The 20,615-nt window shown below is 37.8% G+C and carries 19 protein-coding genes and 1 pseudogene; 9 read left to right on the top strand and 11 right to left on the bottom strand.

Annotation, left to right across the window (positions count from 1 at the left end; genetic code table 11):
• Nucleotides 1–372: 372 nt before the first annotated feature.
• A complete protein-coding gene (locus KCX82_RS01155; protein ID WP_227016598.1) occupies nucleotides 373–804 on the bottom strand; it encodes a hypothetical protein in 432 nt (143 codons plus the stop codon).
• Between the two features lie 158 nt (nucleotides 805–962).
• Nucleotides 963–1,490, bottom strand: coding sequence for a DNA/RNA non-specific endonuclease (locus tag KCX82_RS01150; RefSeq protein WP_405127655.1), 528 nt, complete (start codon nucleotides 1,488–1,490; stop codon nucleotides 963–965).
• 349 nt (nucleotides 1,491–1,839) lie between these two features.
• Between KCX82_RS01150 and KCX82_RS01145 the strand changes: the two genes are divergently transcribed.
• From KCX82_RS01145 to KCX82_RS22885, 5 genes and pseudogenes are all read left to right on the top strand, one after another.
• Nucleotides 1,840–3,018, top strand: coding sequence for a tyrosine-type recombinase/integrase (locus tag KCX82_RS01145; protein ID WP_227016597.1), 1,179 nt, complete (start codon nucleotides 1,840–1,842; stop codon nucleotides 3,016–3,018).
• Between the two features lie 26 nt (nucleotides 3,019–3,044).
• On the top strand, nucleotides 3,045–5,165 hold the full coding sequence (locus KCX82_RS01140; protein ID WP_227016596.1) for a tyrosine-type recombinase/integrase: 2,121 nt from the start codon (nucleotides 3,045–3,047) through the stop codon (nucleotides 5,163–5,165).
• On the top strand, nucleotides 5,158–5,553 hold the full coding sequence (locus KCX82_RS01135) for a DUF6262 family protein (RefSeq protein WP_227016595.1): 396 nt from the start codon (nucleotides 5,158–5,160) through the stop codon (nucleotides 5,551–5,553). Before KCX82_RS01140 ends, KCX82_RS01135 begins: the two co-directional genes overlap by 8 nt.
• 82 nt (nucleotides 5,554–5,635) lie before the next feature.
• Nucleotides 5,636–5,818: pseudogene (locus KCX82_RS01130) on the top strand (hypothetical protein); the annotation flags it as partial.
• 118 nt (nucleotides 5,819–5,936) lie between these two features.
• Nucleotides 5,937–6,068 (top strand): hypothetical protein, encoded by a 132-nt coding sequence (locus KCX82_RS22885; protein ID WP_264373158.1) that lies wholly within the window; start codon nucleotides 5,937–5,939, stop codon nucleotides 6,066–6,068.
• 49 nt (nucleotides 6,069–6,117) lie between these two features.
• Here KCX82_RS22885 and istB read toward each other — a convergent pair whose 3' ends face one another.
• Both istB and istA read right to left on the bottom strand, forming a co-directional pair.
• The gene (gene istB, locus KCX82_RS01125; protein ID WP_227016593.1) at nucleotides 6,118–6,873 is read right to left on the bottom strand and encodes an IS21-like element helper ATPase IstB; all 756 of its coding nucleotides are present in this window, start codon (nucleotides 6,871–6,873) and stop codon (nucleotides 6,118–6,120) included.
• A complete protein-coding gene (istA, locus tag KCX82_RS01120) occupies nucleotides 6,866–8,383 on the bottom strand; it encodes an IS21 family transposase (RefSeq protein WP_227016592.1) in 1,518 nt (505 codons plus the stop codon). Before istA ends, istB begins: the two co-directional genes overlap by 8 nt.
• A 106-nt stretch (nucleotides 8,384–8,489) precedes the next feature.
• Between istA and KCX82_RS01115 the strand changes: the two genes are divergently transcribed.
• Both KCX82_RS01115 and KCX82_RS01110 read left to right on the top strand, forming a co-directional pair.
• Nucleotides 8,490–8,993 (top strand): GNAT family N-acetyltransferase, encoded by a 504-nt coding sequence (locus tag KCX82_RS01115; protein ID WP_227016591.1) that lies wholly within the window; start codon nucleotides 8,490–8,492, stop codon nucleotides 8,991–8,993.
• Nucleotides 8,994–9,434: 441 nt separating this feature from the next.
• Nucleotides 9,435–10,667 carry an IS256 family transposase gene (locus KCX82_RS01110; protein WP_227016590.1) on the top strand — a complete coding sequence of 411 codons (1,233 nt, stop codon included), beginning with the start codon at nucleotides 9,435–9,437 and terminating at the stop codon, nucleotides 10,665–10,667.
• A gap of 112 nt (nucleotides 10,668–10,779) precedes the next feature.
• Here KCX82_RS01110 and KCX82_RS01105 read toward each other — a convergent pair whose 3' ends face one another.
• The gene (locus KCX82_RS01105; RefSeq protein ID WP_227016589.1) at nucleotides 10,780–11,409 is read right to left on the bottom strand and encodes a hypothetical protein; all 630 of its coding nucleotides are present in this window, start codon (nucleotides 11,407–11,409) and stop codon (nucleotides 10,780–10,782) included.
• A gap of 266 nt (nucleotides 11,410–11,675) precedes the next feature.
• Between KCX82_RS01105 and KCX82_RS01100 the strand changes: the two genes are divergently transcribed.
• Complete coding sequence (locus KCX82_RS01100; protein WP_227016959.1) at nucleotides 11,676–12,233, top strand: N-acetylmuramoyl-L-alanine amidase family protein; 558 nt, start codon at nucleotides 11,676–11,678, stop codon at nucleotides 12,231–12,233.
• 49 nt (nucleotides 12,234–12,282) lie between these two features.
• Here the strand turns inward: KCX82_RS01100 and KCX82_RS01095 are convergent, their stop codons facing one another.
• From KCX82_RS01095 to KCX82_RS01080, 4 genes are all read right to left on the bottom strand, one after another.
• A complete protein-coding gene (locus KCX82_RS01095) occupies nucleotides 12,283–13,479 on the bottom strand; it encodes a hypothetical protein (RefSeq protein ID WP_227016588.1) in 1,197 nt (398 codons plus the stop codon).
• Nucleotides 13,480–13,993: 514 nt separating this feature from the next.
• Nucleotides 13,994–14,260 (bottom strand): hypothetical protein, encoded by a 267-nt coding sequence (locus KCX82_RS01090; protein ID WP_227016587.1) that lies wholly within the window; start codon nucleotides 14,258–14,260, stop codon nucleotides 13,994–13,996.
• Nucleotides 14,261–14,689: 429 nt separating this feature from the next.
• Complete coding sequence (locus tag KCX82_RS01085; protein WP_227016586.1) at nucleotides 14,690–15,640, bottom strand: hypothetical protein; 951 nt, start codon at nucleotides 15,638–15,640, stop codon at nucleotides 14,690–14,692.
• A 31-nt stretch (nucleotides 15,641–15,671) separates the two neighbouring features.
• On the bottom strand, nucleotides 15,672–16,418 hold the full coding sequence (locus tag KCX82_RS01080; protein ID WP_227016585.1) for a restriction endonuclease: 747 nt from the start codon (nucleotides 16,416–16,418) through the stop codon (nucleotides 15,672–15,674).
• Between KCX82_RS01080 and KCX82_RS01075 the strand changes: the two genes are divergently transcribed.
• Nucleotides 16,383–17,396: a hypothetical protein gene (locus KCX82_RS01075; protein ID WP_227016584.1), complete on the top strand. Its 1,014-nt coding sequence runs from the start codon at nucleotides 16,383–16,385 to the stop codon at nucleotides 17,394–17,396. The genes KCX82_RS01080 and KCX82_RS01075 overlap by 36 nt on opposite strands.
• Before the next feature lie 231 nt (nucleotides 17,397–17,627).
• Here the strand turns inward: KCX82_RS01075 and KCX82_RS01070 are convergent, their stop codons facing one another.
• Both KCX82_RS01070 and KCX82_RS01065 read right to left on the bottom strand, forming a co-directional pair.
• Nucleotides 17,628–18,722, bottom strand: a complete 1,095-nt coding sequence (locus KCX82_RS01070; RefSeq protein WP_227016583.1) for a BsuBI/PstI family type II restriction endonuclease — start codon at nucleotides 18,720–18,722, stop codon at nucleotides 17,628–17,630.
• A 4-nt stretch (nucleotides 18,723–18,726) separates the two neighbouring features.
• The gene (locus tag KCX82_RS01065) at nucleotides 18,727–20,502 is read right to left on the bottom strand and encodes an Eco57I restriction-modification methylase domain-containing protein (RefSeq protein WP_227016582.1); all 1,776 of its coding nucleotides are present in this window, start codon (nucleotides 20,500–20,502) and stop codon (nucleotides 18,727–18,729) included.
• Between the last annotated feature and the right edge of the window lie 113 nt (nucleotides 20,503–20,615).

The following is a 20,615-nucleotide window of genomic DNA, read 5'->3' as shown; positions in this document are numbered from 1 at the left end:
TCTCCGGTCACCTCCTTTAACACGAAATTATCTGATCGACAAATTGGAATACAACTATCTTAATTTTGTTCCTCTTCTGCTTTATCAAGAAAGTATTTATAATATCACCTTCTATTTTGTAAGAACAATATATCAGAACGTGCGTTCTTTCGCAACAATAAAGATGTTACAAAAATAGAATAATTAGAAAATAGAAAAATCCTGCCACTAGGCAGGACTTCCGAAATCATGATCTTACACTATTCATAGGGATATATAGAATTTGAAGATGAATTTTTACTTGTTTAATAAACAGAATCCAAATGATTTTGCATCTAGAATACATCTGACTAACTATTTTTAATTAACTTGGGATCTTCTAAAATATAACGATTAAGGCTTTTGCCTCATAATTTTAAATGTGTATGATTTGCCAATGCATTCAAAGGTATCGTCTCTGAAATAAAATAAATAATGATTTAGATTGTCCTCCTTCACATTGTCATTAAGGATTATCTCATCGTCTGGGAAGTCATGCATCCAATTAGTATCAATAAGCTTATAAAAATCTCCCCATTCAATACCTGTTTTTGAAAACCTACATTGACCGTAATAAAAACCCTCATCATTTACAGGCCCAAGTCTATATTTATAACAGTCATCAAATTCAAGAACGCCCATGTCCTCTTCCTCAACATCTTTATGAATAAAAGCATTCAAATAAAACGAAAGAGTTATTTTGAAGATATTCTTATCAATTTCAATTTTCGGCATTGGGGCATTTGGCTCGGCATCCCAACCGATATTGAGCTTAATATATTCCATACGAAAAATACTCCTTGCTAATATCATTTTCGCCATATAATAAAGATTAAGATCGCAGATCCCAGTTCCAGATTTTATGGCTAATGAGTTGTACGAATAGCGTCTTAATTTTGCTATGTTTATAAATATAATCTAAGCAATTTTAACTTCAGTACTCTTTATTCGCCTACCATTCCATCGCCGTCACGATCATCCATGTAATGATACAGCCAATGGTCTTTTGTAATCGGCAGTTTAAATCCTGCAGCTTTTGCTTCTGCTATTGTTACCTGACCATCTCCATTTTTATCAATGGAAGAGATATCATGACTTTCTTTTATTGGAGAGCTTTGGCTATCGCCTGATGTTGGGATATTAACCTTATCTGGATTTACATTGTCGAAATCCTCCGTGATCAAATTACCATTTAACGTATATGTGTAATGATAATGGCTAGGGATTTGCGTTGTTGTATCCGGATAGGTTATAATTGCTTCGAAATCTGTACAACCACCAGCATCACGAATCACTTTTTCCATATAAGCTTGATCACCATGGCGGTTTAATGTACTATTTTGTGGAGTAATATTGTAAGCGTTGGATACTCCACCCAAAGAGTCCGCAATGATGTGTCCTTTATCCATATCAGACCTTTCCGTGCCAGGAACCTTAGCCTGGCCGTCATAGTAACGTCCACTCGACTTCACAGGCTCTTCCTTATCATCCTGGAGAATGATTTTATCAGCAACAACTCGAACCAGTTGACCATACTCATTCGTTAAATTAAGATAATAATTCGTAGGATAGTTAGTCCATTATGAGTGAAACTTGCCCTTTTTATTCACATAATTAATTTGATAAACAATGGTTTATAATTTAGTTTAATTAGTATAGAATGTATTATGCCAGGAACATTTATATGTTTTTTAGGACGTAGCTTCGGCGAGAGGGCAGCACCCCGCCGGACAATAGTTTCGAGCCTTAAAGAGACATTATAACGGTAATAATTATAAGTAGAAGCACTATCGCAAATTACAATTGGTTGGAGATGTTTTCATGAAGGTAGAACAAATATTAATTGGGAATAGAAAAACATATTTGCTTCTTGATTCAAATGGATTACCCGTTGAATCCGTAGCAAAGTACATGAAATATCACTATAACCAGGAGAGTAGTAGCAATACTTTACAAACTTACTGTACAGCTTTAAAATATTACTTTACATATTTAAAACAAATAGGAATTGATTATCATCAAGTTAGCTTTCAAATATTATCTGACTTCGTCGCTTGGCTCAGAAATCCATATGAAAGCATTAAAGTAGTACCTCAAAAAAAAGAGAAGGCTAAACGTAGTGAAAGAACTGTAAACACTTACCTTTCAGTAGTGACATCATTTTATGATTATCTATACAGAAATGAATTAATTGAATCAGACATTGTTGATAAGTTGATGAAAAAGATGTTTCAAGGTGCAGGTGGAAGTGGTTATAAGGATTTTTTATATCATGTAAATAAAGACAAGCCACGTTTTAAAAATGTGCTTAAATTAAACGAACCTAGAGCAAGGGTAAAGGTATTTACAAAAGAGCAAGTTAATGAAATCTATAAATCTACCACTAATCTTAGGGATAGATTTTTAGTTAGATTACTTTTTGAAAGTGGCTTCCGTATAGGAGAAGTTCTCTCCTTATTTCTTGAAGATTTTCAATTTGATGCTATACAAAGGAAGCACAAAATCCAACTAACAGATAGAGGGGAGTTGCCAAACGGGGGGAAGTTGAAGACTGGAGAACGAAAGATTGACATCTCTCAGGGACTAATGGACTTGTATGATGATTATTTGTACGAAGTGCTTGATGAATATAATCCTGACCATAACTTTGTATTTGTAAAGATTCGGGGTAAGAACGCTGGAGAACCTCTAACCTATTCTGATGTTTATGCCACTTTTAAAGAGATAGAAAGAAAAACAGGTATTTATATTACTCCGCATTTATTCCGACATACACATGGAACCATATTTTATCTTCAAACAAAGAACATAAAAGCTGTACAAGAACGTCTAGGTCATGCGCAAATACAAACAACCATTGACTTATATGTTCATCCTTCCGAAGATGATATTCGTAAGGATTGGGAGAAAGCCTCTCATGCATTTGAAATTGGGCGAAGCATAGAGAACATAGAGGAATCTTCTCAATCAGGTGCTCCTGACGAAGTATTCCCATTTTAGAGTTATTCTTTTCAGGAGGACAAACATTGGATAAAATCATACCGAGTAATTCAATCCCCAACAAAAGTGAATATTGGGACTTAATCACTTCTACCCTATCCTCTTACGAGGTTAAAGAGATTTCCGACGATGGAAAAATAACAAGAAGAGTTGTGAATGATGATTACTTTTTAGTCAATGATGTTTGGAATATATCTGATATTGCTAAAATCCCTAATTTTAAAGATGCAAATACAAAGAGAATGGCACATAACCTTTACTTTGAATGCGAAAGCCCCACCGTCAACATGGAACTAAAATTTGTTTTCTTCAGTCAACTTTTTTCAGACCGTTGGGCATTTCGGTCTATATTTAAAGGTCTCAATCAAAGCGTAAAATTACTGGCTGAATATTTAAAAGAAAAGCATCCAAATCTCACTTCCCTTCTTGATTTAGACATCGAAAAAGAGGAAAAGCTTTGGATCTTTTGGTTGAATAGCAAAGGAATAAAGACAAGCTATACTACGACTATAAGAGGGGAAGAAATCAATGCCAAGACGTTACCAGCCAAATCTATCCGAATGATATATAATCCACTCTTACGATTAACGGATACTCGTAATGAATGGGATAAGGACCGATGGGATATAAGGGAGCTGAATAAAAAATACGATTTTGGATTCAATGTTTCATCAACTTCTTATTACATTGATTTTTCAGAAATAGAGAATAACAATTTTCGCAAAGCATTGAAAGAATATATAAAAGGTCGTCTAATAAGTGGCAAAAATTTCGTCTGGGGTACGGCAACTTATTATGGATTGTACATTGGTACTTTCTTAAACTCAATTTCAAAACAAAATCCGAAATGGAATGATTTAAAAAAACTTGAAAGAAAACATATAGAAAAGTACCTAGAAGAGTTAAATGAACATTCAAAGAAAAATGTCAATCCTAAAGGCTATGTTAATCATATATTAAAGGTTATTCGTTCCTTTATCAAAGACATTCAAACTTTTGAGAAGTTCAAAGATTTCGCACCTGAAAAAGTGGTGTATCGTTTAATATATTTCGAAGATCTTCCTACTGTCCCTAAAAAATCAGAGGATGATATCAGTTACATACCTGACTATGTATTGGAACAACTGTTTGATAATCTAAATGACCTTCATCCAGATGTACAGCCAATTGTCTGGATTTCTTTCAAAACCGGGCTTCGCATAAGTGATACATTGGGATTGAAGCAGGATTCTTTAGGTAGAATAAATGGAAAACCAAATCTTACAACAGATATTGAAAAAACATATGTAATAGGTCATAAAATACCCATTGATGATCATCTAGCAGATATAATTGCAGTTTTAATTGACCGTTCTAAGCAATACAGCAATGATGATAACAATCCTGAAAGATACCTTTTCGTTCGCTACCGAGGCTCCCGTAAGGGAAGACCATTGAGTTCGAACTTTTGTCGAGCAGAACTAAACCATTTAGCCAGAAAAGTGAATATAACAGATGAAGCAGGCAATTTGTTTAAATTCAATAATCACATGTTCCGACATACTTATGGAATAAAATTGTTAAATGGTGGAGCTGATATTTTAACGGTGCAGGAGTTATTAGCCCACGCATCACCCGAAATGACCATGCGATATGCTCGTCTATTAGAAGATACGAAACGTAAAGAATTCGAGAAAGTTGTAAAACAAGGTGTATTTGCCTTTGATGTAAATGGGGAAATTCATCAGGTATCAGAAAAGGAAGATATCCCTAAAGACATTCTTGATATATTGTGGAGAGATGAGAAGTTAAATGCCTTTGATAACCCTTATGGGACCTGTCGTGCAAGAGTCAATGGGAATTGCCCATTGGCAGCAGAACCCCCTTGTCTCACTGCGAACGATGGAAAACCTTGTTTTGATTTAGCAATAGGCATGACAAGTTTTGACGTTAAAAAGTACGAGCTTCTCATAGAAACTACTACAATGTGGATTGAAGCGTCAAAAGAATACGGTCGGGATGATATGGTTGAAGCAAATGAAAGGAATTTGGAGAGATATCAAAATATATACGAAACAATCAAGACTGGAAATGTTATTTTCGGACGTTTTGATAGAATGAAGAGAAAATTAGAACAGGCAAAAAAGATAGGTGTCGCACATGAATAATTTTAATCGTGAAGAGCAATTAAAAAAGTTACATGAGGTCCGAAAGAAGGCAACCAAGCAAAAGGTTGACGAGGCTATTAAACGCCTTACAAAGAATTCTAAAGCAATAAACTTTAATAGTGTGGCAGAAGAATCTGGAGTGAGTAAAGCTACGCTCTATAATCATTCAGAGATTAAAGAACGTATTAATTTCTTGCGAAACCAACAAGAAAAAGCATATGTAGACTCTAGGACTAAACGTGATGAAAATAATCAGAATGCCATCATCGAATCTCTTAAAAGAAGAATTGAAAAGTTGGAAAAAAGAAATAAAGAACTGGAGAATGAAAACAAACAATTACGTGGTAAAGAAAAAGAAAAACTATCTGACTACTTCAAAAAGTTATAAATCCTTGTACAACTAACGGTCCAGGTTTAGTGAACAATCTTTAGCTGAGTTATCCATGTATTTCAGTTCCGAAGAGTAACAAAAATCCAAAACGATATTCCCGCCGGACTATGCTCGCCTAAAAATGCTTTATCTGACGATGAATGGCATTACCGAAAAATGGATCGGCAGACCGAGAGAGTGGACTAGGATTCTAGAACAGCTTATCATCTTTTTTGGCGGAAGATTATCACTGCTGGACGGAGACTCGCTGGACGTAGAATAGCCCATAAAAATACTTAAGGCTACTAGAATATTGGTAGCCTTAATCTTCACTAATTTATGACATCAAGATATGGTACCGTACGTAGATTAATGATATTACCAGCCGGGGAGGGGTTACTTTGGAAATAAAAATCGCAAGTATACATGATGTGATAGATATTAGCTACATTGCGTATTCCGGAACATCCGGACGGCGATTCCGGAAACATCCGGACACGAAACCGGAGGCATCCGGACACTTTGCCGGCTAATTTGATTGTAAAATAATTGCTGCTTTTCGGCAACAAATATTGTCAGTATTTAGAGTTCATCAATGCCTCGCATTTTCTTGGCTGCCATAACTTCTCTCATAGAAATCTTTGAATCAAGCTCGAGGATGTAGGAGTTATGGATGATCCGGTCCATGATAGCGTCAGCGATGGTAGGATCGGGGAAAAGTTCATACCATTGACCATGAGATATTTGTCCAGCCAGGATCATAGAGCCTCTGTTGTAGCGGGATTCTGCGATTTCCAGAATGTCACGGCTTTCCTCAAGACTGTATGATTTCAGCCCAATATCATCAAGGATCAGGAGGCGGGTACTTTGAAGCCCTTTCATAAATTTTGAGTATTGATTTTGAGCTTTTGCATCCTGGATTTCCAGAAGCAGTTCCGGAATCCTGTAATACCTAACGGTGTAGCCTTTTCTACAGGCATTGCTGCCAAAGGCACAAATCAGATAGGTTTTGCCGCTGCCGGTTTTTCCTATAGTGATGATATTCAGTGATTTTTCAATGAAGTTGCAGCTTGCAAGTTCAAGGATAGATTGCTTCTCGATCGCTCTGTTTGATGAGTATTCGATGCCCTCAATGCTGGCGTTCAAGCCGAGAGAAGCATTCCGGAGCAGGCGCTTGATCTTGGAGTTCTTCTTGGCCATCCATTCTTTTTCGACCATAAGGCCAAGCCGCTCTTCAAAGGACAGTTCCAGATCGGAGGGATCGGGCGCACTCAGAATCTGAGCCATGGCCTTGAGCTTCATATCCCGGAGTTTTTCGACGGTCTGATTGTTAAGCATTCATCCCACCTCCGGCATACGATTTGGCTCCTCGTAAGTTGGTGTTTGATACGACCTTCTCACCTTCGGAGGATTCTTTCAGCGCCGTTTGTCTGAGAATGATGCTGAAATATTTGTAGGTGCATGTTCCTTTATCGATTGCCTCCCTGCTTGCAGATTCGACAGTTTCAGGGGAATAGTCCGACGCAAGGCGCATGATACCCATACAGGCACGGTAAGTTTGTACCGGATATTCCCTGCTATCAAGAATATTGGCAACCAAATGCCTGGTCTTTGGACCGATCTTTTCGGCCCATGATAAATATCGTTCGGAGCTCCATCCGGTAACGGCCTTGTGGCATTCCGGCATATGCTCCGGAAGAGTAGTATACCGTTTGAACGTGTGAAAATTTCTCTTGTGAGCTGCAATCCGCTCACCATCGACGAATATTTCTATGACAGAAGCAGTAGCTCGAACCCTTGAGATTTTGCCGATGTTGGAATAATGGACGCTGTAGAAAAAGCCCTGATATTCAACATGATAATTAAAAGCAACTTTGGCATCTGCCCAGTCGGCATACTCATACCGGACAGTGGGCAGCGGCTTTAGGGCTGGCTTATCAATGGCTTCAAAAGCTGTTTTCCTGTTTCCTTCAAGCTTTTGAAATGGCCGGTTGATCAGCTTGTCAAGTTCAATTTCAATGGCCTGGTTGATCTCCAGGACGCTAAAGAATCGGCGGTTTCGTAGTGCAGCAAGGATGCGTCTTGACACATTGCCGACCATATTTTCATCAGCGGCTTTGTCTTTGGGCTTCCTCGGCCGCGCCGGTACCAGAGCAGTTCCGTAATGCCGGGCCATCTCGGTATAGCTGGCATTGAGCAGGGGATCGACCAGATCCGGCGTTTTAACCGCAGTCTTCGTGTTATCGGGAATGATAACCCTTGGTACGCCGCCATAATGCTCGAATGCTCTGACGTTGGCATCAATCCAGTTTGGCTGCTTCATATCCCCATAAGCGTAAGCGAACGGATACGCCGAAGCAGGGAGGACTGACACAAATATATATGCCTCTTTTTCTTCTCCTGTGGAAGGTTCGACGTATGGGATCGTGCTGCCCGCCCAATCTACCTGCATTGCCTCTCCGGCCTTATGCTCAATATGCAGGGAGAGCTGATTGGTTTTCTTGAAGATTCGGTATCGTTCGCAGAACTGGGTGTACATGAGACCATCGGGGTTGTCCCGCTTGTACTCTTCCCAAAGGAGCATCAGAGTTACATGTTTCCGTTTCATCTCGCTGAAGATGTAATTCAGATCCGGCTCAGCAGCCGTTTTTCTGGCTTCTGCCGGAGGATAAATCAGGGACAGGAGTTCTTTATCGTTAAGATCGCAGGGCCAAGAGATTTTAGCGTTCTGAGCTCTCCTCAGTACGTCGTCCACTGTTGATTTTCCACAATTGCATGATGCGGCGATATCCCTTAACGATAACCCTGCATCAAATTTTAACCTGAGTATTTCTTTGACTTTTGACATGTCCAGCCTCCTCATTCTTGGCCCTCCTTAAAGTGTGATACTTTAAGGATACCAGTTAATTTGTCAGCCAGGCAAGGTGTCCGGATGCCTCCGGTTTCGTGTCCGGATGTTTCCGGAATCGCCGTCCGGATGTCGCCGAAATACGCACTACATCCATTCATCAAGTTGGAAAACAGCGTATAAAGGCATTGTTCCACAAGAATATTTAGACAAATTAAAAAATGATTTTTGGGTTCCGGCTTTTGAAAAGTGGATATCCGATAATATAATAATATCAAAACTCGTTTATGCTGATAATGAGGCTATTGGCTGTATAGCGTATGGAAAGTCGAGAGATATTTCTCTTCCAGATTGGGGAGAAATAGTTTCTATATATGCTTTGCCAAAGTATTTTGGAAGAGGCTTTGGAAAGGCACTTTTAGTGAACGCTATAAATGATCTTCATCATAAAGGATTTGAAAATATCTATCTTTGGGTTTTGGAAGAAAACCTGCAGGCTCAGAAATTCTATGGCAAGAATGGGTTTTCAAAATCAGAGGATAAGCTTCCTTATGAAATATCGGGGGAAAAATTAATTCATTTAAGATTTATCCATCAGCAAAAAGATTGAACTGCATTTACCGTTGCAATTAACACTTTTTTGCTTGTGTTAATTGAAACGGTAAATGCAGTCAACCGTGGAAGGTGATGAGAATGCAGGAGAAAACGCAATTCGTCTTCTCTATTTGTTATTTTTATTTATAATCAAGGGAGTAGTTGGTCTGGCGGATTTAATTTGGGATTTGGGATTAATCACATCCGTAGTTAAAACAATCAGCCATCCCTTGTTATAAACATTCGATTAAGCAGATTGAAACCAAATGGCTTTTGCGCAACTAACCAAAATGAATCGTAAGTATTACCTCCACACATATCAGGAATATATTGTTGAATTTCTAGTAACAAACTGACAAATATCCAAATATTATAATTGGGCGTGTGAAGAAAAGTCTGTAAATTAAGGAATCAGTAGCTTTCTATGATAAAATAAAATTCATAGGAGGCTATTTTTATGGCACGAAAACATCCCCTCACAGAGGGAAAGAAAAACATTATCGCCACCCTGCTGCAAGAATATGATATTCAGTCAGCGGAAGACATCCAGGAAGCACTCAAGGATCTTCTCGGCGGCACTATTCAATCCATGATGGAAGCGGAAATGGATAATCATCTTGGCTACAAGCCATATGAGCGTTCCGACAATTCCAATGCCCGTAATGGTCACAAGCAGAAATCTGTTCAAAGCAAATATGGAGAAATGGAGGTCGATGTTCCACAAGATCGTGACTCCTCCTTTGAGCCGCAGATCGTGAAAAAGCGGCAGAAGGACATTTCCCATATTGACGACAAGATTATTGCAATGTATGCCAGAGGACTGACCACACGGCAGATTTCCGCTCAAATCGAAGATATCTACGGCTTTGAAGTCAGCGAAGGAATGATTTCTGATATCACCAATCGGCTCCTGCCTGAAATTGAAGATTGGCAGAATCGTCCGCTTAGTGATGTCTATCCGGTGGTTTTCATTGACGCTGTTCACTTTTCAGTCCGTGACGATCACATCATTCGGAAGCTGGCCGCATATGTAGCAATCGGAGTTAACTCAGACGGCTACAAGGAAGTCCTGACAATTCAGATCGGTGAAAACGAAAGTGCCAAGTTTTGGCTTGGTGTTCTGAACGGCCTTAAGAATCGTGGAGTAAGAGACATTCTCCTACTTTGCGCCGATGGGCTTTCCGGTATCAAGGAGGCAATCTCTGCGTCCTTCCCAAATACGGAATATCAGCGCTGCATCGTACATCAGGTCCGTAATACCTTGAAGTATGTGGCGGATAAGGACAAGAAGCAGTTTGCAACGGATCTGAAGACTATTTACCAAGCACCGGACGAGGAGACCGGTCATGAACGAATGTTGGCTGTCACCGAGAAATGGAACTCACACTATCCAAACGCTATGAAAAGTTGGTCCGCCAACTGGGACTGCATCAGCCCGATTTTCAAGTTCTCAGCGGAGACCAGAAAGCTCATTTATACTACCAACGCCATTGAAAGCCTGAACAGCTCCTACCGGAAACTCAACAGGCAGCGCAGCGTATTTCCAAACGATACTGCCCTGTTAAAAGCACTCTATCTAGCTACTTTTGAAGCCACAAAGAAATGGACAATGCCAATTCGAAATTGGGGTAAAGTACGAGGCGAGTTCAGTATGCTAATAAATAAAAACCCTTTCTGCTGGGGCCAATAAATTTAAAACCTATAACCCTTTTCTGTTACAAAGGCTAGCATGCTGCATAAATATCAGCATGCTAGTCCTATTTGAAGGATTAGCGTATAAGACCTTCTTTTTTCAGCAAGCACTAAATTGCTGGCAACTGCTGTTGTTGTTGCCTAAGCAAAAAATAATTAGTCAATCCTTCTGAAAAATAGTCCCCGATAAGATTCGTAAAAGATAGTATTCTGTCAAATATATCATTATTAGCCGAATAATCTTTCGTTAAGAATGTCGTTGATTCTTGAATTTGCAAACCTGTAAATAACGTCAGCAAAGTTACCCACTCAGCTTGTGTCCAATATGGATTAGCAGTTGCCAAAAGAGCTGCCGTGTTATTTACATTTTGATATGCTTGCTGAGTAAGGCTATTGATTGCATTAATATCATTATTCATTTGCGCAATAAATAAGGATTGGAGAATGGCTATATATTGAGTCAATAAAGACATAAGCTGTTCCGTGGTTGGATCACCAAAAAATACTCTTAAAATACTTCCGTATTCGGTAGGTAACCGGAATAGGCGTTTGCTTAATTCATCCGTATTTCCAACATCCCCGTAAAGGCTGACTTTATATGATCTTAACCAAGTGGCCAAATCTCTATAAAGCATTCTTGCTCTAAATATAAAATTCATTTGTGCAGTTATATAAGGGACTACTGCAGGTACTTGCGTAGGGGCTTGCACAGGGTTTTGCACTTCATTTTTATAAATCACAATCTGCACCTCCTTCCCAATATTTTATGAATGAAGTAGTAGTACGGTTCTAAGATAATAAAGATATCCACACAAAAAACAGCACCATCTCAGATGGCACTATTGACAATTAAAAACCGAAGCATTATATTGTAACAAAGGCTTGCATGCCTTTATACCAAAAGCTTGCAAGCCCTAGCATTATCGTAGAAAGCTAATTTACAGAGATTATTTCACAGTCCCTTATAATTATATAAATTTCGAAAGGAGATGCATTATGGCAATAAATATTTATAGACCAAGGTCACAATCCAACCGGACACCCAAACGCTGGAGCTGAAGCCAATGGTTTACACGAAGAAAATATAACCTATCAGGTTTGTATTTATTTAGACAACTTATTAAATAATGATTCCAGATTTGATGCCCGTGTATCAAGACCAACCCCTACTACAGTTTTAGGTACTAACAGTACAACAAGTTTAGCCGAAAGAGTGCGGATGGCAAATGAATGGCCTGCCGACTATTTTATCAGTATTCATTGCAATTCAAATCCTAACCCTGCCATTAACGGTACGGAAGTTTACATTTATAAGTACTATACACAGGCACACTGGTTGGCACAGCACGTAATGAATGGAATAACCCAAATTGTCGGAACGAAAAATAATGGCATTTTCGAAAGGCCGTCCTTATATGTATTACGAAATACGAAAATGCCAGCTATCCTCGTAGAATTGGCCTACTTAACAAATGTATCCGATGCTGAAAAGTTAAGAGATAATCAATATCAATTTGCTTATGGAATTTATCTAGGGATATTGAGATATTTTGGTTTCGCATAAAGATCCGGATAGGCATATGTTTTTGAATCTGTTACCGTCTATTGCAATATTATAAATTTAATTTTTTGGATATTATATAATTAAACAAGCCCATTGCAAATTCGTTACCTGTATTTTCGGCATGTGTTAAAATGCGAGCAAAAATGTCAATGTTTCTATCATATTCACCGGTTAGAAATGTTGTGGATTCATTAATAGTGCTTCGTATATAACTATATAGTCTATCCCTCAATGTAGTTTTATCCCAGAAAGGATTAATGGAGGCTAAAAAGGAAGCGCTTTGCTCAGCATTTTGATATAATAATCTAGTCGCTTCGGCTGCGATATCAGCATTACGTTCTATTTGTGCAGTTATAAGAGAAATGATTAATTTGATATGTGTATATATTAAATTTAAGTATTCTTCGGTGATTTGATCACCAAATATTCTCCTTAGCATAGTTCCATACTCATCGACAACCTTATTTAGCCGGGCTAATATAATATCTTCATTACCGATCCCTTTATATCTGCTGATTAAATAATATCTGGTCCAAGTGGCCAATTCGAACCAAAACATTCTTAAAGAATAAATTGCATCAACTTGATTGCGTGTTATGCATTGCCGTAAATCAGAAATCTTATTAAATGATATCGGGTTCAATGCTTCATGGACTTGAAGGTTCTCAGTTTTAAGCGGGGTATAAGTTAAAAACTCATAGATACCTTGGGCAAAATAATCGCCGATGTTATTGGTAAAAGCTGTGAGTCTGTCATAAGCTTCCGCATCATTGCTGTAATCACCCGTAATAAATGAATTAATCATTTCAATAGTAAATCGAAGATAAGTTTCAAATATGTTCCGCCATGTGCTTTCATCCCAGAACGGATTTGCTTGTGCCAATAAGCGTGCCCTTTCGGCTGCATTACTATATAAACGTTCCAGACTCTTGTTTACTCCGTCGGTATTACCTTCCTTTTGAGCAGAGACAAGATCCCGAAGCGCTATTGTGTACTCATTTAATAACCATGTAAAATTTTCAGAGAATCGCTCACCAAAAACTAAACTAAACATATCTCCAAATTTTGACGATTCATTATACAGACGTGTGAAAAGTGATTCTTCAGTACCAATACCCAAATACCTGCTGATCAAATAAGCTCTGGTCCACGTAGATAACGCTCTCCAGATAAATCTAGAATTGTATATTAAATTCATTTGACTAAATGTAATGCATTGTTCATTAAATAATTTTCTAATTATCATCTAGATAAAACCTCCTCCCAATTGGTAATATATTATATTTATTGAACATTGATTTGTTACTTATCGCCATTGAATTTAATTTATGTTTACACGATGAAATCGTCCCTGTTTTGAAAAACAGCATGACCTGAGAATTATATTGATTGTCTTACTGAGTTTGTACACCCCTTAACAAAAATGTACACCCCTCTTTCTAAATTCGTTGGAAATTATGAAGGGGATGTGCATTTTCTAATTTCATTAACTTTAAGCTAATAAAAGCAATCTTCCGGTCTCAACTTAATTAAAATTATGAGCTCAGCTTATTGGGCCGAAAATCTTAAAAAAATAAAGCCGCCAATTTACTATTGACAGCTTAGAAAACATGAGTAAAATTTCATTAAGAAAAATAATTTAGTTATAAAAGTATTTTGCATTAACTTGGAAGTCCCAGAAAAACACAAAATTATTTACACCATACATATTAAATATATATAATATGTGTGCTCCTTTTAATTTCAGCTGTTTCGCTAATCTACCTAAATATAACATTTGTAAAGGCCCAGTATTCTCTATCCCCAAAACCGATATCAACAGCAGCCTTTGCTTCACGATGCCCGTTGAGTTCTCCGCCATCTACCTCAATTTTTTGGTATCCATCAAAGGACAATTCCTTTTCGGCTGTGTTCTCAGTGGTTTTTGGATATTGCACAGACTGCTGTGTTTGTTCATCTGGTTGTTGTGGAGAACATCCCGTCAGGATGATACCGATTAATAAAATAACTAGCCAATTCTGTTTCATTTTCTGTCTACCTCCAAATGTCATCTATAAAAAGGGCAAAAAAACAGGGTCCAAAACTGTACTTTTTCGCCCTGTTTTTTGTTCATTTTTCGCTTCAAAACCACAACATCTTGTGGTCGACCTGTCTTATTTTTTCTCTTGACCACTACTCGTCATCAGAACCACACACTCAATGTGTGTTGAGTGTGTGATTAGAATTCCCAAAAAGCGCACTTTGGCCTTGGCGGAAGCCTTATGATTCATCACAAAAACGTTCTGACTGCTTTTCAACTCAGTGTCCCGTGTTTTTTTCATGATACGATTATAGCATAGTTTTACACTTTTGGCGATGCAGCGCATCGTCAGATAAAAATTGTTGATAGTGAAGCACACTGCCAACAATAAAGCCCTTGAGGTCTAATCTCAAGAGCTTTATTCTTTACAGTTATTTTAATTTACTTCTATACATTTCAGCTTATCCGGTAGCACGCAGCAACCCGGAAGTAATGACCCCATTTCCTCGGAATCGTAAAAATAAATACTCACAAACCATTTCAGAAAAACCATGTTATCAAAAACATTTTGAGGAATTTTATGCGTTAAATACTCATATCTGCTAAAACCACTTTTCTCCAAGCAATCTCCAATCTCACTCCACGCCCCTTCATAATCAATTGGGGAATAGGTTTCCATCTCATGTAGTCCTATAGGAAACTCTATCAGAAAACATTTGGTGCTTTCTTTCATCCAATCATAGCTCATTTTATAAGCCGACGTACTATAACCATTTAATGCAGAAAGAATTTTATCTAAAGTTTGTAAAATTTCAGGACATCTTCTTATTGATGAATATCGTGATATTTGTTCAAGAGTGGCATGCATGAAAAACTCCACCGTAGCACTATACTTATAAAGTTTTAATCCCAATATATCCATGCTCTTTCTTACTTCACATTTAAAGTAGTTGTTACAAGGTTTAGCTCTTCCCTCAAAGCAATAATCACATTCTTCTCCAACTGATGTAATCGGATACTTTTTTCCATCTAACGAAAAAATTTTCTGATCTACATCTACTGTCACTCCATATCTCTTTATGAATTCTGATAATTGGGTTTTTGTTTGTAACATTGTTCGGAGATCCAGCACGCCAATGTTCTTATATGAATCAGCATAAGAGTCAGATGCAGTTGTCATGTGTCTACAAACAATTTCCACTTCACTACTTTGATAGGCATTCAAATCAATGTTTAAATCTGAAATTAGCTTACACTGTGTCAAATTATCAGGATTTTTCCGCATAAAATATAGAAAAACAGCATCTTTGTCTAGTTTGAAATATTGGCAAAACGCTTTCAGCCACTCATCTTTTCCATCATTGAAAAAATCGAATTTTACACCCAATACTCTTGCCTCCTTCTGCTCTTTACTTCAATTATTTTTGCATCATCCGAAGTAGCTCATCAAAATCAACCAAAGAAATCAGGTGTTGCTGTCGTTCAGCAAACTTCTTAGCATCTCTTGAAAAAGATGATGAGGTAACCAAGACTGCCTTGTTAGCTTTTCTGTCTGTCTGGATACCAAGCAGACTTCGAACCAACTGAACCCCAACATGATTGTTCTTTCCATAGCGCTTACATTCAATTAGCAGCATAAACGGCAAACCACCGATATTCCGTGTAGCAATAATATCGCATCCACCATCTCGTGTAGCTGGCGTAACTTCCACAGAATATCCTTGCCGCATAAACACTTCAGCAACGAGTTCTTCAAATTCTCGTGAACTTAGATTGTAAACATTTTCACTGTTGAATAAAACTCTATCAATATTAATACAAGCCTGACTTACATCTGAAAATATATAATCTTCTTCGTAAGGGTCATATCCAAATTCATAATAATTAACTGCAAATTCGGGCCGTTGAACAAAATGCCCACCGTGACACTCGCAGCTATCATAGTTCAAGGCTCCGACAGGATACTCAAATACTCTGACAGAATATCGAAGCCAATTCCCACAACCGTCGCAATCGCATTCCCCATCAAAATCATATTCTACCTCATCGCCCATCGATCTTTCATAGGACGACACATTTAATTCCAGCGAGTCTTTATCAATAATATGAACTTTGCCGCAACTATCACATTGGACAACCAAATCATTTGTAAGTTCAAATTGCATCTTTTCACCGCCCTTTTACCTTTTTCTATATTGTACATCACATTGCTAAACGTCACAACAGACTTTAAAAAAGCCCCTGTTTACGTTGGCAACCGCTTTAAGTTCTTGTTTTTGCAATTGTTTATTTACATTGTTTTATCTGATTTTTTGTCATATAATGTATGTATAGATTTAATTGTGAAGGGAGCGTTTGTTTTGGAATTTCTTAAGCAATGTAAAACATGTGAGTTTAATTTTTCTGGAACATGTGCAGGTCATGGTGATACATACAAATACGGAGAAGTAATTACAGATGAAACACTCTCATGTGATGATTGGAGCATAGGATTAGATTATTTTACTGAGATAACAGCTCATGCTCCTTGGTACATTCGGGAACCTTATCAAGATTTCAGAATTGACTATTCTACCTTTGAAAAACTGCTTGAGGCTGATGTTGCTGGCCAAGCCATTGAAGTCAACATTTTTGATATTATCCGAGAAATATACGGCTTAAGTCTTGTTGATCTAGCAGTTTTACTTGGTGTATCATTTGGAGTAATGTACCGTGCGCGAAGTGTGGGTACCCCCGCAAAACGGAAAAAGCACTTTTCTCAGATGTTGTGTATTCCCATAGAATTTTTTGAAAAATCTACTACTCATGATTTCGAGCAAATTCAAAAATGTAAAATTGCATTTGAGCAGAACGTTGATCTTCAATCTATTTTAATGGCTGTTCCAGAATGGAAGCAAAAACTTATTCATGAAGTTTCAAATTGCCTACATTGCCCAGTGCATATAGCGAAAGAAATAGCCCGCGTGGATAAATTAAACTGGAAGAATAATAGCGATGACATTTTGAATGATAGCGAAAAAGTATTGGTTAGTTATGTGTCTAAAGTTGCTTCTAAGAAACATCAAATTTTAACTTCACTTGAATATTCGCTGGATATTGCTACTTTACCGCATATTCGTGCTACATATTTCAAAGGCGAGTAAGTACTTCTCCCATCGTTCATTATGGGCGATGGGAGTTTCTAGTCATTCTCAACATTCTACAAAGTGTATTGTTTTGTCAACAGTCATTAATGGCCGCCATAATGGCTTGGTGTAAAGTATCTTTTGAAAGGTTACGCATTGTCAGAAAGAGAAATATTTCTCCAGCAGTTGCATTGCAACAATAAAGCCCTTGAGAAAATAGAAATTCCTCAAAGGCTTTACTCTTAAGGGCTATAGTTTAATCATATCTCCAATAGATGTAACTTTGTTTTCCTTGCCTTGCCGCAAGAATACTATCTCATCCGGCTCGCTAGCATACCAAATAAACGTTCCCCACGCAATGGATGGAACCAGTTTCCGACTAGCTGAATCGGATCTGTCTTTAAATACAGTGACATAGACACAATCTTCCTCTTGGTATTTTGCAGTTTTAGCCATATCAATTAATTCGGCTTTACGTCTATCATTTATAGGACCATCACTTGCCACACATTCCACAAAAACAATAATGGGAGTAGTTTCACCAAGATCAGCCAATATCAAATCCGGCAAAACGTTTGAAACGTCAACGGTAAAGCCGATTGCTTGGCAAAGATCATCGTCTTTGAGCAATAACTTTTTTGCCGATTCACTCATGAGTATAACCGCTGGATCTTTCAAAAATCTTTTAGAAAATTTTTCCACAACTGCTTTAGCAAGCTCACTGCTTGGCCCAGAGGCCATTTTACGAGTCTCTCCGTTCGGAAGATTAATTAATACACCATCCGATGAAGAAGATACCAAACGCTTTGACAAGGCTACACGCGCTAATGCCGTGGCAGATAGATAATTTCTCTGCCATTCTGAAATCTTAGCTGACAGAAGATCTCCCTGTACGTTAGGGTTAAATAATTCTGCAAATTCTTTTTGTAGAGAATACCTTGGTAATGGCGATGTCGTAGGCAACCCAGATCTCTCAATTACTGCATTAAGACGAACCATTTCTCTTAAAGTTTCGTCTCGTATCGGCTCTCGCGTATTAGGCTTGTACCATCTATTAGGGATATCCCGAGGCGCATTCTTGCTTTGGCTCATTGCAAGCCAATCGATTCTGTCTTTTAAATTCTTAATTAAGGCCTGCCCATCGGTCATGCAAGTAATTGTTGCGGGTCTAATCCAATAATTTTCCGCAACACAAAAACCGTATAACATTGTGTATACGGTCTTAGCGCCCATTTCGCGGATAATATATCCATTGACGTCAACTTCACGAGGAAATATTATTTTTAAGCGATTTTGTATTTCTTCTATATTTGGTAAACTGTTATCCAACCAACTACTTTCCATAGTATCATCCTCTCAGCCCATATGCTCTTTTTATAATCTCTTCAATTCTTTCTTCTGTTTGTTCCCCAGCATATACCGAAGATATCAATTCGTCTAATTTGCCTATGGGTGGTAATGGAATTGCATGCAATTCAGTTGCTGATACCGCAACACTTCCGGATAAGCATCTAAAAATCCTATCAACTGTTAATGAATTCAAAATCAGCGACAATACATCTAGAGACACGGCTGGTTTTTCAATTATGGGATAAATAATATTAACATGATTTTCGACAACAACGCCATCCCATTGTTTTACAAATTCGCTAGGCAATACGCATGTTTGCAATCGTCTGCTTTGCTCCTTCGCTGTTGTGCGTTGAACTAGTACCACAGGTTGGTTGCAAATTAAATAATTCTGTTTATCTGTAACTTTAATATATTTTAATTTCTTTCTGTAATGATAGTCAAAACAAAACTGGCCATCCTGCGATATTGCTTCAGCCCATATTATTGGCTTTAAACCAGACCTAACTTTGCTAGATATCTGTCCTTTCAAGCGATTCCACACTAGTTGTCCTGTTGATACTTTATATCCATAGTCAGCTAATGTTGTGTGCGTTTTATTGATTTCGTTTATAATAGTGGCTTCTGATGGTTCTCTAGCAATAACCCAAGGTGCAACACCGGGTTCTATTTTAAAAACCCCAATCCGTTCTACACAGGATTGGTTATTTTCTATACTTATCTTATTGGCGACTACGCTTTTTGCAGTGTTTTTTCCAAAGACCACCAGACAAGTTTCTTGTAGGACTTGGTCAAATACACCTGCTCGCAAAGCAACAAAATCTATAGCCAGTGGAGGTACTGTCGATGCTAGTAAATCTCTTAAATTGGCGAAATATCTACCTCCTAAAAATGAAGTCGGTGTTACAAAGCCCACCAACCCTTTTCTCTTTTTTAATCGCAATGACGCATCAATAAACAGCCCATATAGATTTGCGTGACCATATAGAGACCGTGAATAGATTTTTCTCGTTTCTTCGTCGAGTTTGATCCTTCCATATGGAGGGTTACCTACAATTATATCAAATTTTTTTGTTTCACGAAGTGCATATTGTAACGTATCTTGAACCTTAACAACAGTCTTAAGCCTTCTACCAACTAAAACTGATTCCGGATAAACGATAATGTCCAAAAGGACTTGTGTTAACCATCCCGCAAAGGTGTCAATCTCTATTCCAGCAAGATGTGATTCTAAATGAATAAGTTTGTCCGCCGCTGAGAGCTCTTTTACCCGATAATCTCCCAACATCCTATTAGCCACGGTGATTAAAAAAGCTCCACCGCCGCAAGCCGGGTCGAGAATCGTAGCTTGGGCCCAATCAGCTCCTTCAGCTGATAGCAAATCCAATAGCCTTTCTGCTAACATAGGCGGCGTATAATAAACACCATTATTTGAACGGAAGCTTTTGGGAAGAAGCATAGTATATAGGTTCCCCAATAAATAAGCGTATTCCATTAAATTTAATGTAATGAAATATTCTGCTACTTCCTTTGACAATTTTATTGCTTGAAAATCGAGTTCCTTTTTAAAAAAGGAAACCGTCCTGCATTTCCAACGATTTTTATAATCCACAGATTTCCATAGATAAGATACTACAGAATAGCAAAACGTACGACTGAATGCAATTGTCTCTTCTTCGGATTCAAATATGTTTTGTTTCTGCATATTTTCGATTTGATTTTTAAAATATTCCCAATTGCGATGTTCGGAATTGGTATTTAAAGCCAAACTCATTTGAAAATACCATCTCCTTTCTTTCGCCTGTGTATAGCTTTCTATATTTTATCATTTTGCAGTGAAAAAATCTATATAAATTTATTGTTTCTGTAAAAGGAGCTTTCAGCGAT

Origin of the sequence: Sinanaerobacter chloroacetimidivorans, from assembly GCF_018128545.1 — a bacterium.
GTDB classification, from domain to species: Bacteria; Bacillota; Clostridia; order Peptostreptococcales; family Anaerovoracaceae; genus Sinanaerobacter; species Sinanaerobacter chloroacetimidivorans.
The sequence above is the reverse complement of the archived record's forward strand: the minus strand, read 5'-3'. Positions and strand labels throughout refer to the sequence as shown.